Annotated in this window: 17 protein-coding genes; 3 read left to right on the top strand and 14 right to left on the bottom strand. The window is 66.3% G+C overall.

The window, feature by feature from the left end:
- Positions 1 to 252: 252 nt before the first annotated feature.
- The 4 genes from QX108_RS26675 to QX108_RS26660 form a co-directional block, all read right to left on the bottom strand.
- Complete coding sequence (locus QX108_RS26675; protein ID WP_172111271.1) at positions 253 to 486, bottom strand: DUF6894 family protein; 234 nt, start codon at positions 484 to 486, stop codon at positions 253 to 255.
- Between the two features lie 180 nt (positions 487 to 666).
- Positions 667 to 1,305 carry a hypothetical protein gene (locus tag QX108_RS26670; RefSeq protein ID WP_315785804.1) on the bottom strand — a complete coding sequence of 213 codons (639 nt, stop codon included), beginning with the start codon at positions 1,303 to 1,305 and terminating at the stop codon, positions 667 to 669.
- 114 nt (positions 1,306 to 1,419) lie between these two features.
- Positions 1,420 to 2,406 carry an MDR family oxidoreductase gene (locus QX108_RS26665; RefSeq protein WP_315785803.1) on the bottom strand — a complete coding sequence of 329 codons (987 nt, stop codon included), beginning with the start codon at positions 2,404 to 2,406 and terminating at the stop codon, positions 1,420 to 1,422.
- 62 nt (positions 2,407 to 2,468) lie between these two features.
- The gene (locus QX108_RS26660) at positions 2,469 to 3,716 is read right to left on the bottom strand and encodes an MFS transporter (RefSeq protein WP_315718828.1); all 1,248 of its coding nucleotides are present in this window, start codon (positions 3,714 to 3,716) and stop codon (positions 2,469 to 2,471) included.
- 359 nt (positions 3,717 to 4,075) lie between these two features.
- Between QX108_RS26660 and QX108_RS26655 the strand changes: the two genes are divergently transcribed.
- On the top strand, positions 4,076 to 5,674 hold the full coding sequence (locus tag QX108_RS26655; RefSeq protein ID WP_315785802.1) for an L-aspartate oxidase: 1,599 nt from the start codon (positions 4,076 to 4,078) through the stop codon (positions 5,672 to 5,674).
- 5 nt (positions 5,675 to 5,679) lie between these two features.
- Here the strand turns inward: QX108_RS26655 and QX108_RS26650 are convergent, their stop codons facing one another.
- The 3 genes from QX108_RS26650 to QX108_RS26640 all read right to left on the bottom strand — a co-directional run bounded on the left by QX108_RS26650 (position 5,680) and on the right by QX108_RS26640 (position 10,969).
- On the bottom strand, positions 5,680 to 7,164 hold the full coding sequence (locus tag QX108_RS26650; RefSeq protein ID WP_315785801.1) for a cell wall hydrolase: 1,485 nt from the start codon (positions 7,162 to 7,164) through the stop codon (positions 5,680 to 5,682).
- A gap of 575 nt (positions 7,165 to 7,739) precedes the next feature.
- Positions 7,740 to 10,703, bottom strand: a complete 2,964-nt coding sequence (gene ppdK, locus QX108_RS26645) for a pyruvate, phosphate dikinase (protein ID WP_315718824.1) — start codon at positions 10,701 to 10,703, stop codon at positions 7,740 to 7,742.
- A 107-nt stretch (positions 10,704 to 10,810) separates the two neighbouring features.
- A complete protein-coding gene (locus QX108_RS26640) occupies positions 10,811 to 10,969 on the bottom strand; it encodes a DUF3096 domain-containing protein (protein WP_172110798.1) in 159 nt (52 codons plus the stop codon).
- Positions 10,970 to 11,222: 253 nt separating this feature from the next.
- Between QX108_RS26640 and QX108_RS26635 the strand changes: the two genes are divergently transcribed.
- Positions 11,223 to 11,570, top strand: coding sequence for a DUF1236 domain-containing protein (locus tag QX108_RS26635; protein WP_315718823.1), 348 nt, complete (start codon positions 11,223 to 11,225; stop codon positions 11,568 to 11,570).
- Positions 11,571 to 11,969: 399 nt separating this feature from the next.
- On the opposite strand, the gene glyS is transcribed toward QX108_RS26635, so the two are convergent.
- The 6 genes from glyS to QX108_RS26605 form a co-directional block, all read right to left on the bottom strand.
- Positions 11,970 to 14,075: a glycine--tRNA ligase subunit beta gene (gene glyS / locus QX108_RS26630; RefSeq protein ID WP_315785800.1), complete on the bottom strand. Its 2,106-nt coding sequence runs from the start codon at positions 14,073 to 14,075 to the stop codon at positions 11,970 to 11,972.
- Positions 14,076 to 14,305: 230 nt separating this feature from the next.
- The gene (locus QX108_RS26625; RefSeq protein WP_315785799.1) at positions 14,306 to 15,241 is read right to left on the bottom strand and encodes a glycine--tRNA ligase subunit alpha; all 936 of its coding nucleotides are present in this window, start codon (positions 15,239 to 15,241) and stop codon (positions 14,306 to 14,308) included.
- Between the two features lie 124 nt (positions 15,242 to 15,365).
- Positions 15,366 to 15,557, bottom strand: coding sequence for a hypothetical protein (locus tag QX108_RS26620; RefSeq protein WP_172111272.1), 192 nt, complete (start codon positions 15,555 to 15,557; stop codon positions 15,366 to 15,368).
- Between the two features lie 107 nt (positions 15,558 to 15,664).
- Positions 15,665 to 16,582: a S49 family peptidase gene (locus QX108_RS26615; RefSeq protein ID WP_315718820.1), complete on the bottom strand. Its 918-nt coding sequence runs from the start codon at positions 16,580 to 16,582 to the stop codon at positions 15,665 to 15,667.
- 242 nt (positions 16,583 to 16,824) lie between these two features.
- Entirely contained in the window at positions 16,825 to 17,589 is a 765-nt protein-coding gene (locus QX108_RS26610; RefSeq protein WP_315785798.1) for a tRNA1(Val) (adenine(37)-N6)-methyltransferase, read from the bottom strand.
- On the bottom strand, positions 17,582 to 17,809 hold the full coding sequence (locus QX108_RS26605; protein ID WP_011925103.1) for a DUF2007 domain-containing protein: 228 nt from the start codon (positions 17,807 to 17,809) through the stop codon (positions 17,582 to 17,584). The genes QX108_RS26610 and QX108_RS26605 overlap by 8 nt, the downstream gene beginning before the upstream one ends.
- 132 nt (positions 17,810 to 17,941) lie before the next feature.
- Here QX108_RS26605 and QX108_RS26600 point away from each other — a divergent pair, with 132 nt between their 5' ends.
- Positions 17,942 to 18,952 carry a polyprenyl synthetase family protein gene (locus QX108_RS26600; RefSeq protein WP_315785797.1) on the top strand — a complete coding sequence of 337 codons (1,011 nt, stop codon included), beginning with the start codon at positions 17,942 to 17,944 and terminating at the stop codon, positions 18,950 to 18,952.
- A gap of 251 nt (positions 18,953 to 19,203) precedes the next feature.
- On the opposite strand, the gene QX108_RS26595 is transcribed toward QX108_RS26600, so the two are convergent.
- Positions 19,204 to 20,106 (bottom strand): 4-(cytidine 5'-diphospho)-2-C-methyl-D-erythritol kinase, encoded by a 903-nt coding sequence (locus QX108_RS26595; RefSeq protein ID WP_315785796.1) that lies wholly within the window; start codon positions 20,104 to 20,106, stop codon positions 19,204 to 19,206.
- Between the last annotated feature and the right edge of the window lie 60 nt (positions 20,107 to 20,166).

The following is a 20,166-nucleotide window of genomic DNA, read 5'->3' as shown; positions in this document are numbered from 1 at the left end:
ACAGGGATCGATGGGTCTGCCAGGAGGAGACGCAGGACGATGTCTTGCGAGCAACCGTCCCCAACCGTCCCAAGGCATCGCGACGGCGACGACCATGTGGAGAATAGCCTGGCGGCAGATGCTTGCCGCTCCAACGCCGTGTGACGCGGACTGCAGCGGCGAGAAGGTGTCGAAGGGGACCGCCGCCTCAAGCCGCAGCAAAGCCGCGGCTCCGGCAGTCGGCGGCTCGGATCATCCCCCGATGATCCAGGCTCAGCTGACGGATTCGGACACCAGGCGGATGCGGAACACCGGCTGCTTGGCTTCGTCCAGCAGTTCCATCTGCCACTCTGCGCCCTGTTGCAGAGTCTTCGAGATCCCGCCGATCAGGTCCGAGCAGACGGCCGTCAGTTCGTTCCAGGCGGATTCCCGGTTGGCGAATTCATAAGGCTGATCAGCAGCGCCCGAATAGCGGCCCTGGCTGATACGGAAGAAGTAGAGCGACATTACCGACCCTTTCGATTGGGCCACCCCCCTGGTCGCAAACTGCAGCGCAAGTCGCTACCGAGGCATGAATTTGAGCGTCCGTACGACTACGGCGCAATGACCACTAACGTGCGGTCACCATCTGAAATGTTGCTGTATGTTAATCGGGCTTGCATTTTTCAATGATGGGTGAACTAACAACTAATCGGTCGACCGCCGCAACTCGGGCGCGGCGTCGGCCTTCGTGCTCTCGGATTTGGCGGTATCCGAGCGGCTGTGGTCGGCTTTCGCCGCTTCCTTGGCGGCTTCCGCTTTCACGGGTTCCACCTTGCTACGCTCGACGCGCGGTGTCTCGACGCGGGCCGCGACCTCGGTGTGCGACGTATCTGCCGGAGCAGCAGAGCGCGCGGGGCGCGGCCGCGCCACGGCGCGGGCCATCAGCATGGTGGCGCCGCCCTGGTGCTGGAAGTCGCAATAGGCGAATGCGCCGAGACCCGAGACCGAGCCACGGAAGCTGCGATCGTCCTTCTTGTCGAGATTGAAGCAGGGTTCGAACGGCATGCCCTTGATCGAGGCACAGACGTTCTGGCCGCGAATCTGCAGCGTGTTGCCGGGCAGACGGATATGACGAACAGGGCCGGAGCCCGAGAACTGCACCGCACCGGCCGCGCCCATGTCGTCGAGAATGCGACCCGCGCCGCGGGTGCCGTCGACGCAGGTGAACGCGAACACCTTTCCGGCCACGAATTTGCGCGCCTCGTCGGCGGTCATGGATCCCGCGATCGCGGGAGCAACCATGGCGCCGGCGGTCACGGTCCCCAGCAATAAACGCGCGAGCATGCTCTCAACTCCCACTTGACCCCACGCAGCGGGTAAGGCGGTATCTTTACCCCATGCTTACCATACCAACCATGGCAACAATGGAGCAGCATGGTTTGAAAAGTCTGAAGATCCTCAGGATATTCTTACCACCGTACGGCCGCGGACCTGGCCGGCCAGGATCTGCGGGCCCAGCGAGGCGACTTGGTCCAGCGCAATTTCGTGAGTGATTTCAGATAGTTTTGAACGATCCAAATCGGTGGCCAGACGGTCCCAGGCCGCCTTGCGGGCGGGCAGCGGGCACATCACGGAATCGATGCCCAGAAGGCACACGCCGCGCAGAATGAACGGCGCTACCGAGGATGGCAAATCCATGCCGGCAGCAAGGCCGCATGCGGCGATCGCGCCGCCATATTTCGTCATCGCCAGCAGGTTGGCGAGAGTGTTGGAGCCGACGCTGTCGATGCCGCCTGCCCAGCGCTCCTTGGCGAGGGGCTTGGCCGGCGCCGACAGCTCGTTGCGGTCGATGATCTCGGCGGCGCCGAGCGACTTGAGATAGTCGGCCTCGGCCAGGCGTCCCGTCGAGGCGATCACGTGGTAGCCGAGCTTGGCGAGCACCGCCGTCGCGACCGACCCCACGCCGCCCGCAGCCCCCGTCACCACCACCGGCCCGCTGCCTGGCGTCAGCCCGTGCTTCTCCAGGGCCAGGACCGCCAGCATCGCGGTGAAGCCCGCGGTCCCGATCGCCATCGCGTCCCGGGCCGACAGCCCCTGCGGCAGGCCGACCAGCCAGTCACCCTTGACGCGGGCCTTTTCGGCATAGGCGCCGAGATGGGTCTCGCCCATGCCCCAGCCGGTGCAGATCACGGCGTCGCCCGGCTTCCAGCTGGGATGGCTCGACTGCTCGACCGTGCCTGCGAAATCGATGCCGGCGATCATCGGGAAGCGGCGGACGACCGGCGCCTTGCCGGTCAGCGCCAGCCCGTCCTTGTAGTTCAGCGCCGACCATTCGACCCTGACGGTGACGTCGCCGTCCATCAGCTCGGCTTCGTCGAACTGCGTCAGCGTTGCCGTGGTCCCCTTGTCGGCCTTGTCGATCCGGATCGCCTTGAACGTTCCCACAGCGGCACTCCCTGCGCTCTTTGTCTCACGCCATGTTTAGCCGATCGGATCGGCGGCGCAACTCAGGTCGCGGGAACGGCGCGGGCCACCGGCTTCTCGACGATCGGCAGGTTGATCAGCGCCGACAGCACGCCGAACAGGATCGAGAGCCACCAGATCGGCGTGTATGAGCCATAGCGCTCGAACACCAGGCCGCCGAGCCACACGCCGAGGAAGCCGCCCACCTGATGGCTGACGAAGGCAAAGCCATAGAGCGTGGCGAGCCAGCGGGTGCCGAACATGATCGCGACCAGCGACGAGGTCGGCGGAACGGTCGACAGCCATGCCAGCCCCGACACGGCGCCGAACGCGATCGCGCTGGCCGGTGTCACGGGGAACGAGATGAAGGCCAGCGTCGCCAGCGCGCGGGTGAAATAGATGAAGGACAGGATGTAGCGCTTCGGCAGCCGGCTCTGCAGCCAGCCGACGCTGAGCGAGCCGATGATGTTGAACAGGCCGATCGCCGCGATCACCCAGCCGCCGGTCTGCGCGGACAGACCGCGATCGACCAGGAACGCCGGCAGATGCACGGTGATGAAGGCGAGCTGGAAGCCGCAGGTGAAGAAGCCGAGCACCAGCAGCACGTAGGAGCGATGGCCGAACGCCTCCATCAGCGCCGTCGTGAACGACTGCTGCTCGGCCTCCGACGGCTTGGCCTCGGCGGCCGGCGGCGTTGCGACCGCAAGCGACAGCGGCACGATGAACAGCATCAAGGTCGCGAACACCATCAACGCGCTCTGCCAGCCGAACTGGTCGATCAGCGCCACGCCGAACGGCGCGAACAGGAACTGGCCGAGCGAGCCGGCCGCAGTCCCAGCGCCGAGCGCGACCCCGCGCCGCTCGGGCGGCAGCAGCTTGCTGAAGGCCGACAGGATGAGATTGAACGAGCAGCCGGACAGGCCGAAGCCGACCAGCACGCCGGCACCGACGTTGAGCGACAGCGGCGTCGTGGCGTAGCGCATCATCAGCAGGCCGCCGGCATAGAGCAGCGCGCCGACGCAGATCACGCGCATGACGCCGAAGCGGTCGGCAATCGCGCCCGCGAGCGGCTGGCCAAGGCCCCACAGCAGGTTCTGCACGGCGACGGCCAGCGCGAACACGTCGCGGCCCCAGGCGAATTCGCGACTCATCGGCTGCACGAAGAAGCCGAGGCTGGAGCGCGGACCGAAGCTCAGGAGAGCGATCGCGCAGCCGCAAATGATGATGATGAGCGGCGTGCGCCATCCTTGCGCACGGGCGGCCGTGCCGAGATCGGCTGCCTGATTCGACATGGGTGTCCTCCTGATGCGCCGCGTCGTCCGGCCGCTCGTCACGGATTAATGCATTTGCATTCATCGCCCAAGCTCAAAAGCGGAACTCAGCCATGAAAAAATTCGAGGTCGCTTCGCATCATGAGCGGGCGTCATGCGATGTGAGTTCCATCAATGAAACTCATGCATGCCATCTCCGTCCTCGCGTCGGGGCATCGCGATGCGCGAGTGAGCGAGAGCAATTCACCTTACGCGAGAGCGACATTCAGAACGGCCGCTATTTGTCGCCAAACACCGATAAACAGCGACGAATGTCTCTGAAGAAGAACTAACTGGTAGCTTGATACACATGCGCACCGAATGTGGAATTTGGATAGCACATGGACCACGACCAGATCGAAGCCGCCGACCATGTCGTGATCGTGGGCGCAGGCGTTGCAGGCCTGTTCTGCGCGCTGAAGCTTGCACCACGGCCGGTCACCTTGATCTCCGCGACACCGCTCGGCGAGGAGTCGTTCGGCACGACGATGCAGGCCGACATTGCGGCCGCGGTTTCATCCGGCGACAGTCCCGACAGCCATGCTGCCGACATGATCGCCGCCGGCGGCGGTCTCGTCGATGAAAGCGCCGCCCACGCGCTTGCGCACGACGCAGCGGCGAGGATCGAGGATCTGCTGCGTCTCGGCGTCGGATTCGATCGCGACCACAAGGGCGAGCTGGCGACGTCCCGCGCAGCTGCGCACGCCACACGACGCATCCTGAGCGTCCGCGGCGATTTCACCGGACAGGCGATCGTCGCGGCTCTCGTCGCAGCGGTTCGCGCAACGCCCACGATCCGCCTGATCGAGCGGCACGTTGCGGACGCGCTGCTGACCGAGGATGGCGCGGTGCGCGGCCTGCAGCTGCGCAAGGCCGGCGACAGCGCAGCCGCGCCGGTGCTGATGGCCGCGCCCGCGGTGGTGCTCGCCACCGGCGGCGTCGGTCATCTGTTCGCTACGACCAGCAATCCGGATCATTCCAACGGCATCGGCCTTGCGATCGCCGCGCGTGCCGGTGCCATCATCGCCGACCCGGAATTCGTCCAGTTCCATCCGACCGCGATGATGACGGGCCACGATCCGGCTCCGGTCGTCAGCGAGAGCCTGCGCGGCGCCGGCGCGACCCTGATCAATCGGCGCGGTCAGCGCTTCATGCTGCCACGCCATCCGCTGGTCGATCTTGCCCCGCGCGACACGGTCAGCCGAGGCATCATGGCCGAGTTGTCGGCGGGACGCGGCGCCTTCCTCGACGCCCGTGACGTGCTCGATGACGACGTCGCCGAGCGCTATCCGATGCTGCACAAGGCCTGCGTCGCCGCCGGACTCGATCCGACGCGGCAGCCGATTCCGGTGGCGCCGGCGGCGCATTTCCACATGGGCGGCCTCGCGGTCGACAGCCGGGGCCGCACCTCGCTCGAGGGATTGTGGGCGGCCGGCGAAGTGGCCGCGACGGCGACGGACGGCGCCAACCATATTGCCGGCAACGCACTGCTCGCCGCGCTGGTGTTCGCAAGCCGCATCGCCGACGACATTTCCGGCCGCACATTGGATAGGCCTGCGGCCCTGCGCGGCGTTGCATTCGCCGAGCCCGCCGGTTCGGATCCCGCGCTGACCGAGAGAACGCTGCGCGAGATCATGACCAGCCGCGTCGGCGTGATCCGGGACGAGGACGGGTTGGCCGAGGCCATCGCCGTGATCGCCAGGCTCGAGCGTGACAGCGCCGACCCGGCGTTGCGCAACATGGCCGGCGCTGCGCTGCTCATCGCGACCGCCGCCTGGAGCCGGCGCGAGAGCCGCGGCGCGCATTGCCGCGCTGATTGCCCGGCCGAGAATCCCAGCTTTGCGCAGCGGACCATGACGACGCTCTCGGCCGCGCGCGCCATCGCCGACGAGCTCGCCGCCCGGCCGACGACGCGGCTGCCGCGGTCGCTCAGCGCGTAGCCGGCCTACCGCCGCGTCCAGTTCGGATTGATCTCGGCTTCGCTCTTGGCGGCCTCGGTGAGCTCGGCCGAGATGGCCGCGGTCTGCTGCGGCGTGCCCCAGCTCGGCGCCTCGCTGCCGTCGCCCCAGCGCTTGGGCCGGTAGAAGGTGTGGACGCCGAACTTGTACATCCGCTTCATCTCGGCGACCCAGGACGGCCGCACCCAATACGCGTGATAGTGCGTCGACTTGCCCACTTCAGGCAGCCAGATCAGCCCATCGAGCATCGCCGCCGCGATCTTCTTGGCGCGGTCCCACATTTCGGGCTCGCGGATCACGTCGGCATTGTTGTCGCAGGCGAAGGTGAACTGGCAGGCGAAATGGCGATATTTGTTCTGGTAGACGACGCCGCAGACCGTGGTCGGATAATAGCCGGAGAACGCCCGGTTCAGCACCACCTGCGCCACCGCCATCTGGCCGCGCACGGCCTCCCCGCGCGCCTCGAAATAGATCGCTTCCGCCAGACACTTCTCGGACTTGAAGCGCGACTTCTGGTCAGACAGCCCCAAGCGCTCCGCCGGCGTCCGCGCATGCTGGTTGTCGGCGTTCACCTCGCCCTTGGGCGCGATGCTCTCACCGCCGTCACCCGTCTTGGCACCGTCGTCGGAGGGCTGCGACAGCACTGCCATCGGCTTGAGGTCCGGGTCGGGCATGACGATCAGCGGCGCCTCGCCGGGCTGCCAGGTTTCCATCGTGCCGGCCACGCCGCCGAGGGACGCCGTGCCGAAATAGAGATTCGCCGTCTTGATCGTCAGGCCGTCGGACGTCGCGTCGCTATCCGCCGGCAGCGGCTCGGTTGCGGGTTTGAGCTCGCCGGAAGGACGCGCGTCCGTCTTCGATGATCCATATTGTGCGAGCGGCGGCGCGCTCAGCGCCTCCTGCAGCTCGGGATCGAGGGCCGCGCGCGGCGCGGCCGGCGTGAGGGCCGGCGCTTCGGTGGTCTTGGCACCGAACACCGAGGAATTCGAATCGGGCTGAGCGGGCGTTGCCGGCGCGGGCTCGCTCGGCGCCGCTTCGACCGGCTCGGCCGCCTCGGTCGACGGCGGGGTCGGCGCCGACGGACGGACGACCAGCCGGTCGCCCTTCAGCGTACGATCGACCTTTGGAAAATCGGAAGCCTGATAGCGTGGCGGCACCTGCAGTGCCGGATTGCGCGGCGTTGTGCTGCCGGTGATGTCGAGGTCGCGGCCGCCGAGGCTCGCCAGACGGATGCCTACGCCCTGCGGCGTGGAGGTTCCGATCGGACGGCCGAAACTGTAGGTCGCGAGCTGGACGGAGGCCGCAGCGGCGGACACACGCTTCTGCCAGCGCTCGGCGACGCCCGGCTGGCGGGCGAGCCGTGAAGCGATGTCTTGATACCCGGTCTCTGTCGGCATCAGAGCGAAGACGCAGAGACCGAGTCCGAAGGACGCAATACGCGCGCCCTTCGGACCGGGACGCAGAACTAACATCGATACGCTCAACGCTACGCTACTCACTCGACCGAACGACAGTGCTTCCGTGCAATTCGATCCGTCATGTTCGTATCGGGTTTAGGTTGCCGAGGAGTTAATCCGCGTTGCATCTTCGAAACATGCAAGCGGCGAGGTTGTGCGACGTCGTGCGATCAATGTGCGTGGTAAACAGCGGCGTGACGCGAGTGGTGAACATTCGGTCAACGAACGCGGTGAAAGAAATCCCGTACTTGCGTGAATGAAGCGGAACTCGTGCGCGCTCTCCCTCGTCATTCCGGGATGCGCGAAGCGCGGGACCGGAATCCACAGCCATGAACGAACATGAGGAGGCGAGATGCTCGTGGCGCTCGTCTTCGACAAGCTGCCGCTTGTGGCCATGGATTCCGGGCTCATTCGCGCTGCTTAAAACGGCTGCGCCATTTTGCGCGCGAATGCCCCGGAATGACGGCGGTGGTGATGAGACTTCCCCTTCATTCGCTCGCAAGCGTGCACAATTGCGCGGAACTCATCCCAAACGAAAAAGGCCGGCAACATGTGCCGGCCTTCATCAGTTCAATTCGTTCGCAACCGCATCACGCCTGGCTGGCGATCTCCTTGCCGAGCGCGGACTGGGCGGCAGCCAGACGGGCGATCGGCACGCGGTAGGGCGAGCACGAGACGTAGTTCATGCCGACCTTGTGGCAGAACGCCACGGAAGCGGGATCGCCGCCATGCTCGCCGCAGATGCCGACCTTGAGGTTGGGCCGCGTGGCGCGGCCGCGCTCGACGCCGATCTTGACCAGCTCGCCGACACCCTCGCGATCGATCGAGATGAAGGGATCGATCTCGAGAATGCCCTTGGCGACGTAGGCGCCGAGGAAGCTGCCGGCGTCGTCGCGGCTGATGCCGTAGGTCGTCTGCGTCAGATCGTTGGTGCCGAACGAGAAGAACTCGGCGGCCTCCGCGATCTGGCCGGCCATCAGGACCGCGCGCGGCAGCTCGATCATGGTGCCGACCTGGTACTCCAGCTTGGCGCCGGTCTCACGGATCACCGCCTGCGCCATCGCGTCGATGCGCGCCTTGACGAGATCGAACTCGGCCTTGGTGGCGATCAGCGGCACCATCACCTCGAGGCCGACGGCCTCGCCGGTGCGCTTCTCGGCCTCGACCGCGGCCTCGAAGATCGCACGTGCCTGCATCTCGGCGATCTCCGGATAGGCGATCGCGAGACGGCAGCCGCGGAAGCCGAGCATCGGGTTGAACTCGGAGAGCTCGCGGGCGCGGTCGGCGAGCCGGCGCGGATCGGTGTTCATCGCGCGCGCGACCTCTTCCACTTCGGCCTGGGTGTGCGGCAGGAACTCGTGCAGCGGCGGATCGAGCAGACGGATCGTGACCGGCAGCCCCTTCATGATCTCGAACAGCTCGACGAAGTCGGCGCGCTGCATCGGCAGCAGCTTGGCGAGCGCGGCGCGACGCTCCTGCTCTTCCTCGGAGAGGATCATCTCGCGCACCGTGCGGATGCGGGTCTCCTCGAAGAACATGTGCTCGGTGCGGCACAGGCCGATGCCCTCGGCACCGAACTTGATGGCGGTGCGCGCATCCTCCGGCGTATCGGCGTTGACGCGCACGCCGGTCTCGCGCACGGCGTCGGCCCAGCCCATCAGGGTGCCGAACTCGCCGGACAGCTCCGGCTCGATCATCGGCATGCGGCCGGCGAGCACCTGCCCGACCGAGCCGTCGATGGTGATGACGTCGCCGGTCTTGAAGGTGCGCGAGCCGATGCTCATCGTGCCCCTGCCGTAATCGACGCGGATGGTGCCGCAGCCGGAGACGCAGGGCTTGCCCATGCCGCGCGCGACCACCGCCGCATGCGAGGTCATGCCGCCGCGCGTGGTCAGGATGCCTTCGGCGGCGTGCATGCCGTGGATGTCCTCCGGCGAGGTCTCGATGCGGACCAGGATGACCTTGCGGCCGTCGGCCTGCAGCTTGGTGGCCTCGTCCGAGGAGAACACGATCTCGCCCGAGGCCGCGCCCGGCGAGGCCGGCAGGCCGGTGGCGACGACGTCGCGCTGCGCCGAGGGATCGATGGTCGGATGCAAGAGCTGATCGAGCGAGGCCGGATCGACACGCAGCACGGCGTCGTTCTCCGAGATCAGGCCCTCATTGGCGAGCTCGACGGCGATGCGCAACGCCGCCTTGGCGGTGCGCTTGCCGCTGCGGGTCTGCAGCATCCACAGCTTGCCGCGCTCGACCGTGAACTCCATGTCCTGCATGTCACGGTAGTGCTTCTCGAGCAGCGTGTAGATCCGCGTCAGCTCCTTGAACGCCTCGGGCATCGCGACTTCCATCGATGCCTTGTCGGAGCCGGACTCGATGCGCGCGTCCTCGGTGATGTCCTGCGGGGTGCGGATGCCGGCGACGACGTCCTCGCCCTGGGCGTTGATCAGGAACTCGCCATACAGCTTGCTCTCGCCGGTCGAGGGATTGCGGGTGAAGGCGACGCCGGTGGCCGAGGTGTCACCCATGTTGCCGAACACCATGGCCTGCACGTTGACGGCGGTGCCCCAGGATTCCGGAATGTCGTGCAGCTTGCGATAGGTCACCGCGCGCGCGTTCATCCAGGATGAGAACACCGCGCCGATGGCGCCCCACAGCTGGTCGTGCGGGTCCTGCGGAAAGTCCTTGCCGGTCTCGTGCGCGACGGCTTCCTTGTACTTCCCGACCAGCATCTCCCAGTCTTCCGACGAGAGATCGGTGTCGAGCTGATAGCCCTGGGTATCCTTGAAGCTGTCGAGGATGTCCTCGAAATGATGGTGCTCGAAGCCGAGCACGACATCCGAATACATCGTGATGAAGCGGCGGTAGCTGTCGAAGGCGAAGCGGCGGTCGCCGGACAGCTGTGCCAGCGCCTCGACCGTCTGGTCGTTGAGCCCGAGGTTGAGCACGGTGTCCATCATGCCCGGCATCGAGGCGCGGGCGCCGGAGCGCACCGAGACCAGGAGCGGGTTTTCCGGATCGCCGAACTTCTTGCCGGTGAGCTTGCCGATGTAGTCGAGCGCCTTGTCGACCTGCGACTGCAGCTCCTTCGGATAGGTCTTATCGTTGGCGTAGAAGTAGGTGCAGACCGAGGTCGGGATGGTGAAGCCCGGAGGCACGGGAAGGCCGAGATTGGCCATCTCCGCGAGGTTGGCACCCTTGCCGCCGAGCAGGTCGCGCAGGCCGGCTTTGCCCTCGGCCTTGCCGTCGCCGAAGGTATAGACCCACTTGTTCGGCTTGATCGCGGTCACTGCGCTCTTGGCCGCAGGCTTCGCGGCGGCCTTTGTGACCGGCTTGGCAGCTGTCTTGGCCGGCTTCTTCGGAGCGGTTTTCACTGGCGCCTTGGCGACAGATTTTGGCGCGGCCTTCGCTGCGGTCTTGGCGGGGATCTTGGCAGCGGGCTTCGCAGCCGTCTTTAGCGCCTTGCGCGGCGGGGCGAGCGGAGCGGCCTTGGCCTTGCCCGGCTTGGAAGGCTTTGATTTCGCTGCGACTTTCTTAGACTTCGCTACCGCTTTGGCCATGAGATGGTTCGATCCGCAAATGGGGAGGAGAAATCGCGCGCCTTACACCACTTTGGGCGCTGCGGCGCAAGCACAGAGGTTCCCGACCTTGGGACTAGTGCCGGAGGCTAGTGCAGGTGGAACCACCTGAGCACGCCGAGGCCGAGCAGGCCGTTCACGATCAGGAAGATCGCGATGATGAGGTTCAACAGGCGCGGCATGATGAGGATCAGGACACCCGCGATGAGAGAGACGATCGGCGCGATGTGGGTCGCAGTGAGGGTCATCGGCAAACTCGAAAAGGATTGAAGGACCGGAAGCCGGGGCGATTCGACGAGGCCAGACCTTATCCTGCGTCATCGTGGCGGAATAGGAGACGCACGGCCCGGGTTCCGGTTCCCTACCTCGAGGATCTGCCGCAGAAATGCCTCCGGATGCGCAAGGCCCGGCGCGGAACGATACACCGGTGGTCGCATTGGAAGGCGGATGCCGGCGCACGCCGGTCCCGCTCAGCGGATCAACAGCCAAGGAGTTTCGTCCATGCGAACGCAAATCACCCTTGCCGCCCTCGTGGCCGCACTCGTGATCCCGGCGGCAGCGCAGGCGCAGTCCACCACCGTGGGACGCAGCATCGTGGTCGAGGAGGATGCTCCCGTGATCAGGGTGGAACGTCGCCCTGAATTCCGCGAATACGTCGTGCGCGAGCGTGTTCCCAACTATGTGATCCCGGATCGCGTCATTGTTGGGACCGTCCTGCCCGAGTCGGGTGTTACATACTACGACGTTCCCGAGCGTTTCGGTGCGACACCTTATCGCTACACGGTGGTGAACGGCGAAACTGTTCTGGTCGAACCGAGATCGCGGCGGATCATTCAGGTGGTTGAGTAGTTATCGAGACGCATTTGGTCGCCAACGCCCCCGCAAGCGGCCAGATGTAAAGGCCCTGCCCGGTTCCCCCCGCCGGGCGGGGCTTACTTTTTTGGGAAGCAGTTAGCTCCGGGTCGTCGTCGCGAGCGAAGCGAAGCGATCCAGGGGCGACACGGACAGTCTGCCTCCACGGCCCCTGGATTGCTTCGGCGCGAGAGCGCCTCGCAATGACGATCGTGGCAAGCTTGGCTACCATCACCACAGCTGTCATCGCCCGGCTTGACCGGGCGATCCAGTACGCCGAGACGATTGCGAGTCCACCGAAAAGCCGCGGCGTACTGGATGCCCGCCTGCGCGGGCATGACAGCGGAGGATGTCGCTCCCTCCTCCGTCATCGCGAGCGAAGCGATCCAGGGCTGCTCAGCCCTCGATCTTCGAGAAGTCCGCGACCGCACGGGTCGCGCTGCGGATCTCGTTCAGCAGCTTCAGCCGGTTCTCGCGGATGGCGGCGTCGTCGTCGTTGACCTTCACCTTGTCGAAGAACGCGTCGACGGCCGGACGCAGCTTGACCATCGCGCGCATCGCCGCGGCAAAGTCCTCCTTGGCGACGCCCGCGCCCGCTTCCGCGGCAACTTCGCCGATCGCCTTGGCCAGCGCCTTCTCCTCGTCGAGCCTGTAGAGCGCAGAGTCCGGCGCGCCCTCGAACTTGCGCTTGTCCTTCTTCTCCTCGATGGCGAGGATGTTGGAGGCGCGCTTGGTGCCGGCAAGCAGATTCTTGCCGTCGTCGCTGTCCAGGAACTTTCCGAGCGCCTCTACACGGCGGACGACCATCAACAGGTCATCCTGGCCACCGAGTGCGAACACGGCGTCGACGAGGTCATGCCGGGCGCCCTGCTCGCGCAGTTGCACCTTGAGACGGTCCGCGAAGAAGGAGAGGAGATCGGCTGTGAGCTTGTCCGGCTCCTGCGCGCTCTTCGCCTGCAGGCCCATCAGCGCAGAAGCAGCCACCTTCAGCAGTGACAAGCGCAGCGCGTTCTCGGTGATCAGCCGGATCACGCCCAGCGCCGCGCGGCGCAGCGCGTAGGGATCCTTCGAGCCCGTCGGCTTCTCATCGATCGCCCAGAAGCCGACCAGCGTATCGAGCTTGTCGGCGAGCGCGACCGCGACAGCAACCTTGTCCGTCGGCACGCGATCACCGGGTCCCTGCGGCTTGTAGTGCTCCTCGCACGCCGCGGCGACCGACGCATCCTCGCCTTGGGCGAGCGCGTAGTACTTGCCCATCAGGCCCTGTACCTCGGGAAACTCGCCGACCACTTCCGTGAGCAGATCGGCCTTGGCGAGCTTCGCCGCGCGCGCGGTCTTCGCCGCATCGGCGCCGACCAGCGGTGCGATCTCGGCGGCGAGCTTCTCGATCCGCGCGATCCGCGCGGCCTGCGTGCCGAGCTTCTCGTGGAACACGATCTGCTCGAACTTCGGCAGCCGGTCCTCGAGCTTCGTCTTCAGGTCCGTCTCGTAGAAGAACTTCGCATCCGACAGACGCGCACGGATGACGCGCTCGTTACCGGCGACGATGGTCTTGCCGCCGTCGGTCGCCTCGATGTTCGCCGTGAGAATGAACTTCGGCGCGAGCCCGCCGGTCCTGGGGTCGCGCACCACGAAGCATTTCTGGTTGTTGCGGATGGTGGCGCGGATCACTTCGCCCGGGACCTTCAGGTACTCCGGATCGAACGAGCCCATCAGCACGACAGGCCATTCGACGAGGCCGGAGACCTCGTCGAGCAACACCTGGTCCTCGACCAGCTCATAGCCTTGCGCGAAGGCGAGCTGCTTGGCGTCGGTGACGATGGTGTCCTTGCGGCGCTGCGGATCGAGCACGACCTTGGCGTCGAGCAGCTTTGCCTCGTAGTCCTCGAAGCGGCGCACATTGAACGCCGATGGCGCCAGGAAGCGATGGCCATAGGTGGTCTGCCCGGCCTCGATGCCATCGACGGCGAAGCTGACGACGTCAGGCTCCTCGGTCTCCAGGCCGAAGGTCGCGGTGATCGCGTGCAGCGGCCGCACCCAGTTCAGCGCGCCGGGCTTCTCCGAGCGCTTGCCCCAGCGCATCGACTTCGGCCACGGGAAGGTTCTGACGATCACCGGCAGCATCTCGGCGAGCACGTCGAGCGTGGCACGGCCGGGCTTCTCGATCAGCGCGACGTAGAAATCGCCCTTCTTCGGATCGCGCTGGATCGTCGCCTCGTCGAGCGAGGACAGGCCGGTGGCCTTGAGAAAGCCCTGGATCGCGGCATCCGGACCACCGACGCGCGGACCCTTGCGCTCCTCCTTCAGGTCCGCCTGCCGCGCGGGGATGCCGTGCACCGTCAGCGCCAGCCGCCGCGGCGTCGCAAACGCCTTGGCGCCCTCGTAGACCAAGCCTTCGGCGACCAGTCTGTCGGTCACCATGCGGCGCAGATCGTCGGCCGCCTTGGCCTGCATGCGCGCGGGGATTTCTTCGGAGAACAGTTCGAGGAGAAGATCGGGCATGTCTCAAGTCTCTCTGCGCGAAGAACCACCATCCCCTCGGGGGACAGGCCATCGCGAATTGCTAAACTCGTGGAAGACAGCGTGCCTTCCACCGTCCTTCGAGACGCCCGCCTCCGGCGGGCTCCTCAGGACGAGGTCTGAATTTGCGGCGAGACCGTAGACCCTCATGGTGAGGAGCGCCGCACGCGGCGCGTCTCGAACCATGAGGCCCGAAAGCAGCCGCGTTCGTTCTAACCTGCCCCCGCCCCGCCCGCTTCCGTATGCAGCCACGCCTCGCCGCACGCCTTCGCCAGTTCGCGGACGCGCAGGATGTAGCTTTGGCGCTCGGTGACGGAGATGACGCCGCGGGCATCCAGCAGGTTGAAGACGTGGCTGGCCTTGATGCACTGGTCGTAGGCCGGCAGCGCCATCAGGTGCTCCTTGCGGCCCTCGCGCCAGCCGGCGTCGAGATACTTCCGGCAGGCGCCTTCGGCCATCTTGAACTGCTCGAACAGCATGTCGGTGTCGGCATGCTCGAAATTGTGCCGCGAATATTCGCGCTCGGCCTGCAGGAAGACGTCGCCATAGGTGACCTTCTGATCACCGTCGCGGCCGTTGAAGTTGAGGTCGTAGACGCGGTCGACGCCCTGGACGTACATCGCCAGGCGCTCGAGGCCGTAGGTGAGCTCGCCGGCGACCGGCGCGCATTCGAAGCCCGCGACCTGCTGGAAATAGGTGAACTGCGACACCTCCATGCCGTCGCACCAGCACTCCCATCCGAGGCCCCAGGCACCGAGCGTCGGGCTCTCCCAATCGTCCTCGACGAAGCGGATGTCGTGCACGGCGGCATCGATGCCGATCGCGGCGAGCGACTTCAGGTACAATTCCTGAAGGTTCGGCGGCGACGGCTTCATGATCACCTGGAACTGGTAGTAGTGCTGCATCCGGTTCGGATTCTCGCCGTAGCGGCCGTCCTTCGGCCGCCGCGACGGCTGCACGTAGGCCGCGTTCCACGGCTTCGGCCCGAGCGCGCGCAAGGTGGTTGCCGGATGAAAGGTGCCCGCCCCCATCTCCATGTCGTAGGGCTGCAGGATCACGCAGCCCTGCTCGGCCCAGAAGCGTTGCAGGGCGAGGATGAAGCCCTGGAACGAACGTTCGGGGCGCATGTGCGGGGGCAGCGAGTCCATCGTCGATATCAGTCTTTCGCGAGGTCGGAAAAGCGCGCGGACCGTATCGGCGAGGCCCCGAGGAATCAAGGCAATAGGGCCGGATCAGCGGCGGTTCGCGCCGCCGCTTCGTGGCAAGCGGCGGTCAGCCCGGCCGGTAGGCGCCCGTCACGGGATCACGGCGCAGGGTCTTGATCTCGGCGGGCTGCGCGGCCTCGGCGGCGCGCGACAGCCTGACCTCCTCGAGCTCGCGGTTGATCTTCTGAGCGGTCTTGTAGGCCCAGCGAACCGCGGCAAGCCCGCCCAGCATACCCGCGAAAGCGACGAACGGCGGCATCGGTCGATCCTTGTTCATGTGCAGCAGCCACCCCGATTCGTATTGTCGCCGATCCAGGTTCCCCCTGCAATCCGGATTGCAGGGGGCAAAATGGCGCGGACCAGGCCTCAGAAGCCGAATCGGGCCCAGATCGCCCGGGTTTCGGCGGCCGAGATCAGTTCCTCGGCCAATCCAGACCAGCCGAGGCCCAGACCTTCCGCAGCGAGGCTGCCGGCCCCGGCGGCCTTGCGACCCAGCAGGCCCGAGAGCAGGCCGCCCGCCGGCGCCACCACGGGCATTCCGACCTTGTCGCCGAAGCGCGCGCGCAGCACCGAACGGATGTCGCCGATGGCATCGGCGAGGCCGAGCGTCACGGCGGTATCGCCGGCCCAATATTCGCCGGTGAACAGCGTGTCGTCGGCGCCCTTCAGCCGGGTCGCGCGGCTCTCCTTGACCAGCGAGATGAACAGCGCGTGGATCTCGCGCTGGATCTTCTTCAGCCGCGCCACGTCATCAGGGTTTTCGGGGAGGAACGGATCGAGCATCGCCTTGTGCTCGCCGGCGGTATAGAGCCTGCGCTCGATGCCGATCTTCTTGATCAGGTCCTGCAATCCGAACGAGCCGCCGACCACGCCGATCGATCCGAGGATCGACGAGGGATCGCAGAAGATCTCGTCGCCCGCGCAGGCGATCATGTAGCCGCCGGACGCCGCGACGTCCTCGACGAACACCAGCACCGGCAGCTTCTTCTCCGCCGCGAGCTGGCGGATGCGCAGATAGATCTGGCGCGACTGCACCGGCGAGCCGCCGGGCGAGTTGATCACCAGCGCCACCGCCTTGGCGTTGCGCATTGAGAACGCGCGCTCCAGCATCTTGGCGACGCCGGCGAGGGTCAACCCGGGACGCAGCGGCGTCACCGCGCCGATCACACCGGACAGGCGGACGACGGGCACCACCGGCGCGCCGCGCAGACGCGCCGGCAGCAGCGCTTTCAACCGATCAAAAGGCCCGGCTGCATCGCTGGGTTGTGTCAAATTGTCCACCATTCAGTTACCTCGGATTTACCATTTTTTATCGCGCCGCTGCCATTCAATGGGCTGGAACGAGCCTTGCTATGCGCTGGGCAATTGCACGGCGAGTCAGGTTGCAGAGTGCGGCGGAGGAATACATGAAGGTCTACCTGTTGATGCTGCTGATCGGTACTCTCTTGACGGCGATCCGTTTCACGTCGGTAACCGAACGCCAGTCCGAGGCGCAGACGCAATAACGCGCGACCCCGACCGACTGTTCAGGGGGCGGCCAGAGCCAGCGCCCCCTGCCCTTCCAGCACACGCAAGACGTCTTCATTCGGCACACCTGTTGCCTCGTTCAGCATCAGACCCGGCCAGATCCGGGTCGGCGCCCGGCCTCCCTTAACGGCCCTCACCAGGATACGGATTGCCGGCTTTCCGGCCTGACCGTGGACCGGTTGAATGGCAAGGCTGCCGAAGCCGCGCCCCAGCGCCGCCAGCACCTCCCCCAGCCCATCGGCTCGCCAGATCAAGGTCAGCACACCGCCGGATTTGAGCATCCGGCGCGCAGCATGGATCCAGATCTCCAAGGTCGCCGCGGTCGCCATGTGCGCGGCCGCGCGTGCAGCGTCCGGCGAGGCACGGTGACGCGCGGCATCGTGGAACGGCGGGTTCATCAGCACGACGTCGATGCTGTCTGGCCCGAGCCCCATCGCGGCGAAGGCTGCGGCGTCAGCGGCGACATCAAGAACGGCCACTTCGGCCCGCAAATCATTGGCACGCGCATTGTCGCGCGCCAGGCCCGCCAGATCCGGATCGCGCTCGATCAGCACGAGCCGGATGCCGTCGACACGTGTGGCCACGGCCAGTCCCGCGGTCCCCACCCCGGCCCCGAGGTCGACCACGCGATCACCGGGGCGCGCGGCCGTTGCGGCAGCCAGCAGGATGGCGTCGTGGCCGGCACGATGGCCGCTGGCCGGCTGCCGCAGCCGCAAGCGCCCACCGAGCACCGCGTCCTCGGAGATGGCGGCAGCGTCACTCATCGGGGCGCAGTTCGTGCGCCAGCCCGGCCTCGGTCAGCAATCGGCGGGCCTGCAGATTGTCGTCCTCATGCACCAGTATCCGGCGCGGCAGGATGCCGAGTGAGCCCTCTATGATGCTCATGTTCTGGTCGAGGACGAGGTGATGGATGTCGGCGCCGTCGAGCAGCGCCCCGATTGCTGAAACCAGCACGATGTCGTTGGTCCGAACCAATTCCTTCAATCGTTATGTCTCCATGCAGGCCGGGGTCAAGCAAGGCTTCCAAGGGCGTGGGTCAAGGTTCCGTGTCCGCCCTTGCCGCCTGCGGCCGCAGTTTCTATTGTCGAAACCAGGATAGCAAAATTGGAGACCAGCGTGGCGGTTATCGTACCTTTCGAAAGTCCATCGGGCGCTTCGATCGATGGGCTGGTCGGGCTGGTCGCGGCCGACATGGAACGAGTCAACGCCACGATCCTGTCGCGCACCGGATCCGACGTGACGATGATCCCGGAGGTCGCCAATCACCTGATCTCCTCCGGCGGCAAGCGGCTGCGGCCGATGCTGACGCTGGCGATGGCGCATCTCACCGAGTACAGCGGCGACGGCCACGTCAAGCTCGCGGCCGCGGTCGAGTTCATGCACACCGCGACGCTGCTGCATGACGACGTGGTTGACGAGAGCGAAATGCGCCGCGGCAAATTGTCGGCGCGCATGCTGTGGGGCAACGAGGCCAGCGTGCTGGTCGGCGACTTCCTGCTGGGACAGGCGTTCCGCATGATGGTCGAGGTCGGCTCGCTGCGCGCGCTCGACATTCTCTCCGCGGCCGCCGCCACCATCGCCGAGGGCGAGGTGATGCAATTGGCCGCCGCCAAGAACACCGCGACCACCGAGGACGAATATCTCGCGGTGATCCGCGGCAAGACGGCCGAGCTGTTCGCCGCCGCCTGCGAGGTCGGTCCCGTGCTCGCCGACCGGCCCAAGGCCGAGCAGACGGCGTCGCGCTCGTTCGGCATGAATCTCGGCATCGCCTTCCAGCTCGTCGACGACGTGCTCGACTATGGCGGCAAGGCCACCAAGCTCGGCAAGAATGTCGGTGACGATTTCCGTGAGGGCAAGATCACGCTGCCGGTGGTGCTCGCGTTCCGCCGCGGCAGCGACAGCGAGCGCGCGTTCTGGATCAAGTCGCTCGAGCGTGGCGAGATCAACGACAGCGATCTCGACCATGCCATCGGCCTGATGAACAAGCATCGCGCGCTGGAGGACACGATCAGCCGCGCGCATCATTACGGCGCGATGGCAGTGGATGCGCTGGCTCTGTTCCCGGCCTCGCCGATGAAGACGGCGCTGGAGCAGGTCGTGGCGTTCTGCCTGGCAAGGTCGCATTAGTTAGTACCTGCCACTCCATCGAGAGTGTCACGTGCCGCGTAGACAGCGCCGTGACTGCGCCCTCTCCCCTTGCGGGAGAGGGCATGTAGAACAGCGCGGCAAGCTCGCTTGGGTGAGGGGTATGCCTCGACGAGCGGAGTTCGAGGAGAGATACCCCTCACCCAACCGCGTGCGTTGATGGGCCGTACATGCCCTCTCCCGCAAGGGGCGAGGGCGCTGTATTGGGCAGTCGTTTCGCGGCGTTTGGTTAGTTAGCTCAGCGTTCCCGCATGCACCCACCACTCGGGGTGCGCAGCGGCGATCGCAGCCCCGGCCGCTTTGGCATCAGCCGCGCTGCCATAGATCGCAAAGCACGTCGCCCCCGAACCCGACATCCGCGCCAGCAGCACGCCGGAGCTGGCGCGGAGCGCGTCGAGCACGGAGTTGATGATCGGCTGCACCTTCAGCGCGGGTGGCTCCAGATCGTTCTTCACCCGGTCGAGCGCACTGACCCAATCCCCGATCGACGCACCGGACTTCGGCCAGGACGGCGCCGTGAGCACATCAGTCACCCCCACCAGCAGATCGCCCGGCTTCAGCCCGAGCGCCTGGAAGACGTCCTTTGTCGCGACCGGCACGCGCGGATTGATCATCACGCAGGGCAGGACGGGCAGCGCGAGCGGTTGCAAATTCTCCCCCACGCCGGTCATGGTACAGGCGCGTGAGGGAACGCAGACCGGGACGTCGGCGCCGGTCTTCAGCGCCACCGCCTGCAATCGCGGATCATCCAGCGACAGGCCGTTCAACTTCGCCAGCAGCCGCAGCGCTGCGGCCGCGTCCGCCGAGCCGCCGCCGATGCCGGCCGCGACAGGCAGCACCTTTTCCAGCGTGAAGGCGCCGAGCCTCAGGCCGGGGACCGCCTCGGCCAGCAGCCGCGCCGCCTTGAGCACGAGATTGTCGGAGGTGTCACCGCAGGCGTCCGCGAGCGGCCCCGTCGTGGTCAACGTCAGCCCCTCGCCCGGCGCCAGCGTGAGCTGGTCCGCGCAGTCGGCGAACGCGACGACGCTTTCGAGATCATGATAACCGTCGACGCGGCGGCCGACGACCCGCAGCGTCAGATTGACCTTGGCGCGGCCCTGCTCCTGCAGCGCGCCGGTGACCGTGGACGCCAACATCGGCGCTATGCCCCCAACCTCTCCTCCGTGGCAAGGGTCCGGTGTCGCTGTCAGCCCGCG

It is taken from the genome of Bradyrhizobium sp. SZCCHNR1002 (assembly GCF_032381435.1).
Lineage (GTDB): Bacteria > Pseudomonadota > Alphaproteobacteria > Rhizobiales > Xanthobacteraceae > Bradyrhizobium > Bradyrhizobium aeschynomenes.
This window is presented reverse-complemented; position numbering and strand designations above follow the sequence as displayed.

What these genes read in the sequence shown, in the direction of transcription:
- QX108_RS26675 (WP_172111271.1), bottom strand. Translation starts at nt 486, where the DNA reads ATGTCGCTCTACTTCTTCCGTATCAGCCAGGGCCGCTATTCGGGCGCT.
- QX108_RS26670 (WP_315785804.1), bottom strand. Translation starts at nt 1,305, where the DNA reads ATGCTCGCGCGTTTATTGCTGGGGACCGTGACCGCCGGCGCCATGGTT.
- QX108_RS26660 (WP_315718828.1), bottom strand. Translation starts at nt 3,716, where the DNA reads ATGTCGAATCAGGCAGCCGATCTCGGCACGGCCGCCCGTGCGCAAGGA.
- QX108_RS26655 (WP_315785802.1), top strand. Translation starts at nt 4,076, where the DNA reads ATGGACCACGACCAGATCGAAGCCGCCGACCATGTCGTGATCGTGGGC.
- QX108_RS26650 (WP_315785801.1), bottom strand. Translation starts at nt 7,164, where the DNA reads ATGTTAGTTCTGCGTCCCGGTCCGAAGGGCGCGCGTATTGCGTCCTTC.
- ppdK (WP_315718824.1), bottom strand. Translation starts at nt 10,703, where the DNA reads ATGGCCAAAGCGGTAGCGAAGTCTAAGAAAGTCGCAGCGAAATCAAAG.
- QX108_RS26640 (WP_172110798.1), bottom strand. Translation starts at nt 10,969, where the DNA reads ATGACCCTCACTGCGACCCACATCGCGCCGATCGTCTCTCTCATCGCG.
- QX108_RS26635 (WP_315718823.1), top strand. Translation starts at nt 11,223, where the DNA reads ATGCGAACGCAAATCACCCTTGCCGCCCTCGTGGCCGCACTCGTGATC.
- glyS (WP_315785800.1), bottom strand. Translation starts at nt 14,075, where the DNA reads ATGCCCGATCTTCTCCTCGAACTGTTCTCCGAAGAAATCCCCGCGCGC.
- QX108_RS26625 (WP_315785799.1), bottom strand. Translation starts at nt 15,241, where the DNA reads ATGGACTCGCTGCCCCCGCACATGCGCCCCGAACGTTCGTTCCAGGGC.
- QX108_RS26620 (WP_172111272.1), bottom strand. Translation starts at nt 15,557, where the DNA reads ATGCCGCCGTTCGTCGCTTTCGCGGGTATGCTGGGCGGGCTTGCCGCG.
- QX108_RS26615 (WP_315718820.1), bottom strand. Translation starts at nt 16,582, where the DNA reads ATGGTGGACAATTTGACACAACCCAGCGATGCAGCCGGGCCTTTTGAT.
- QX108_RS26610 (WP_315785798.1), bottom strand. Translation starts at nt 17,589, where the DNA reads ATGAGTGACGCTGCCGCCATCTCCGAGGACGCGGTGCTCGGTGGGCGC.
- QX108_RS26595 (WP_315785796.1), bottom strand. Translation starts at nt 20,106, where the DNA reads ATGTTGGCGTCCACGGTCACCGGCGCGCTGCAGGAGCAGGGCCGCGCC.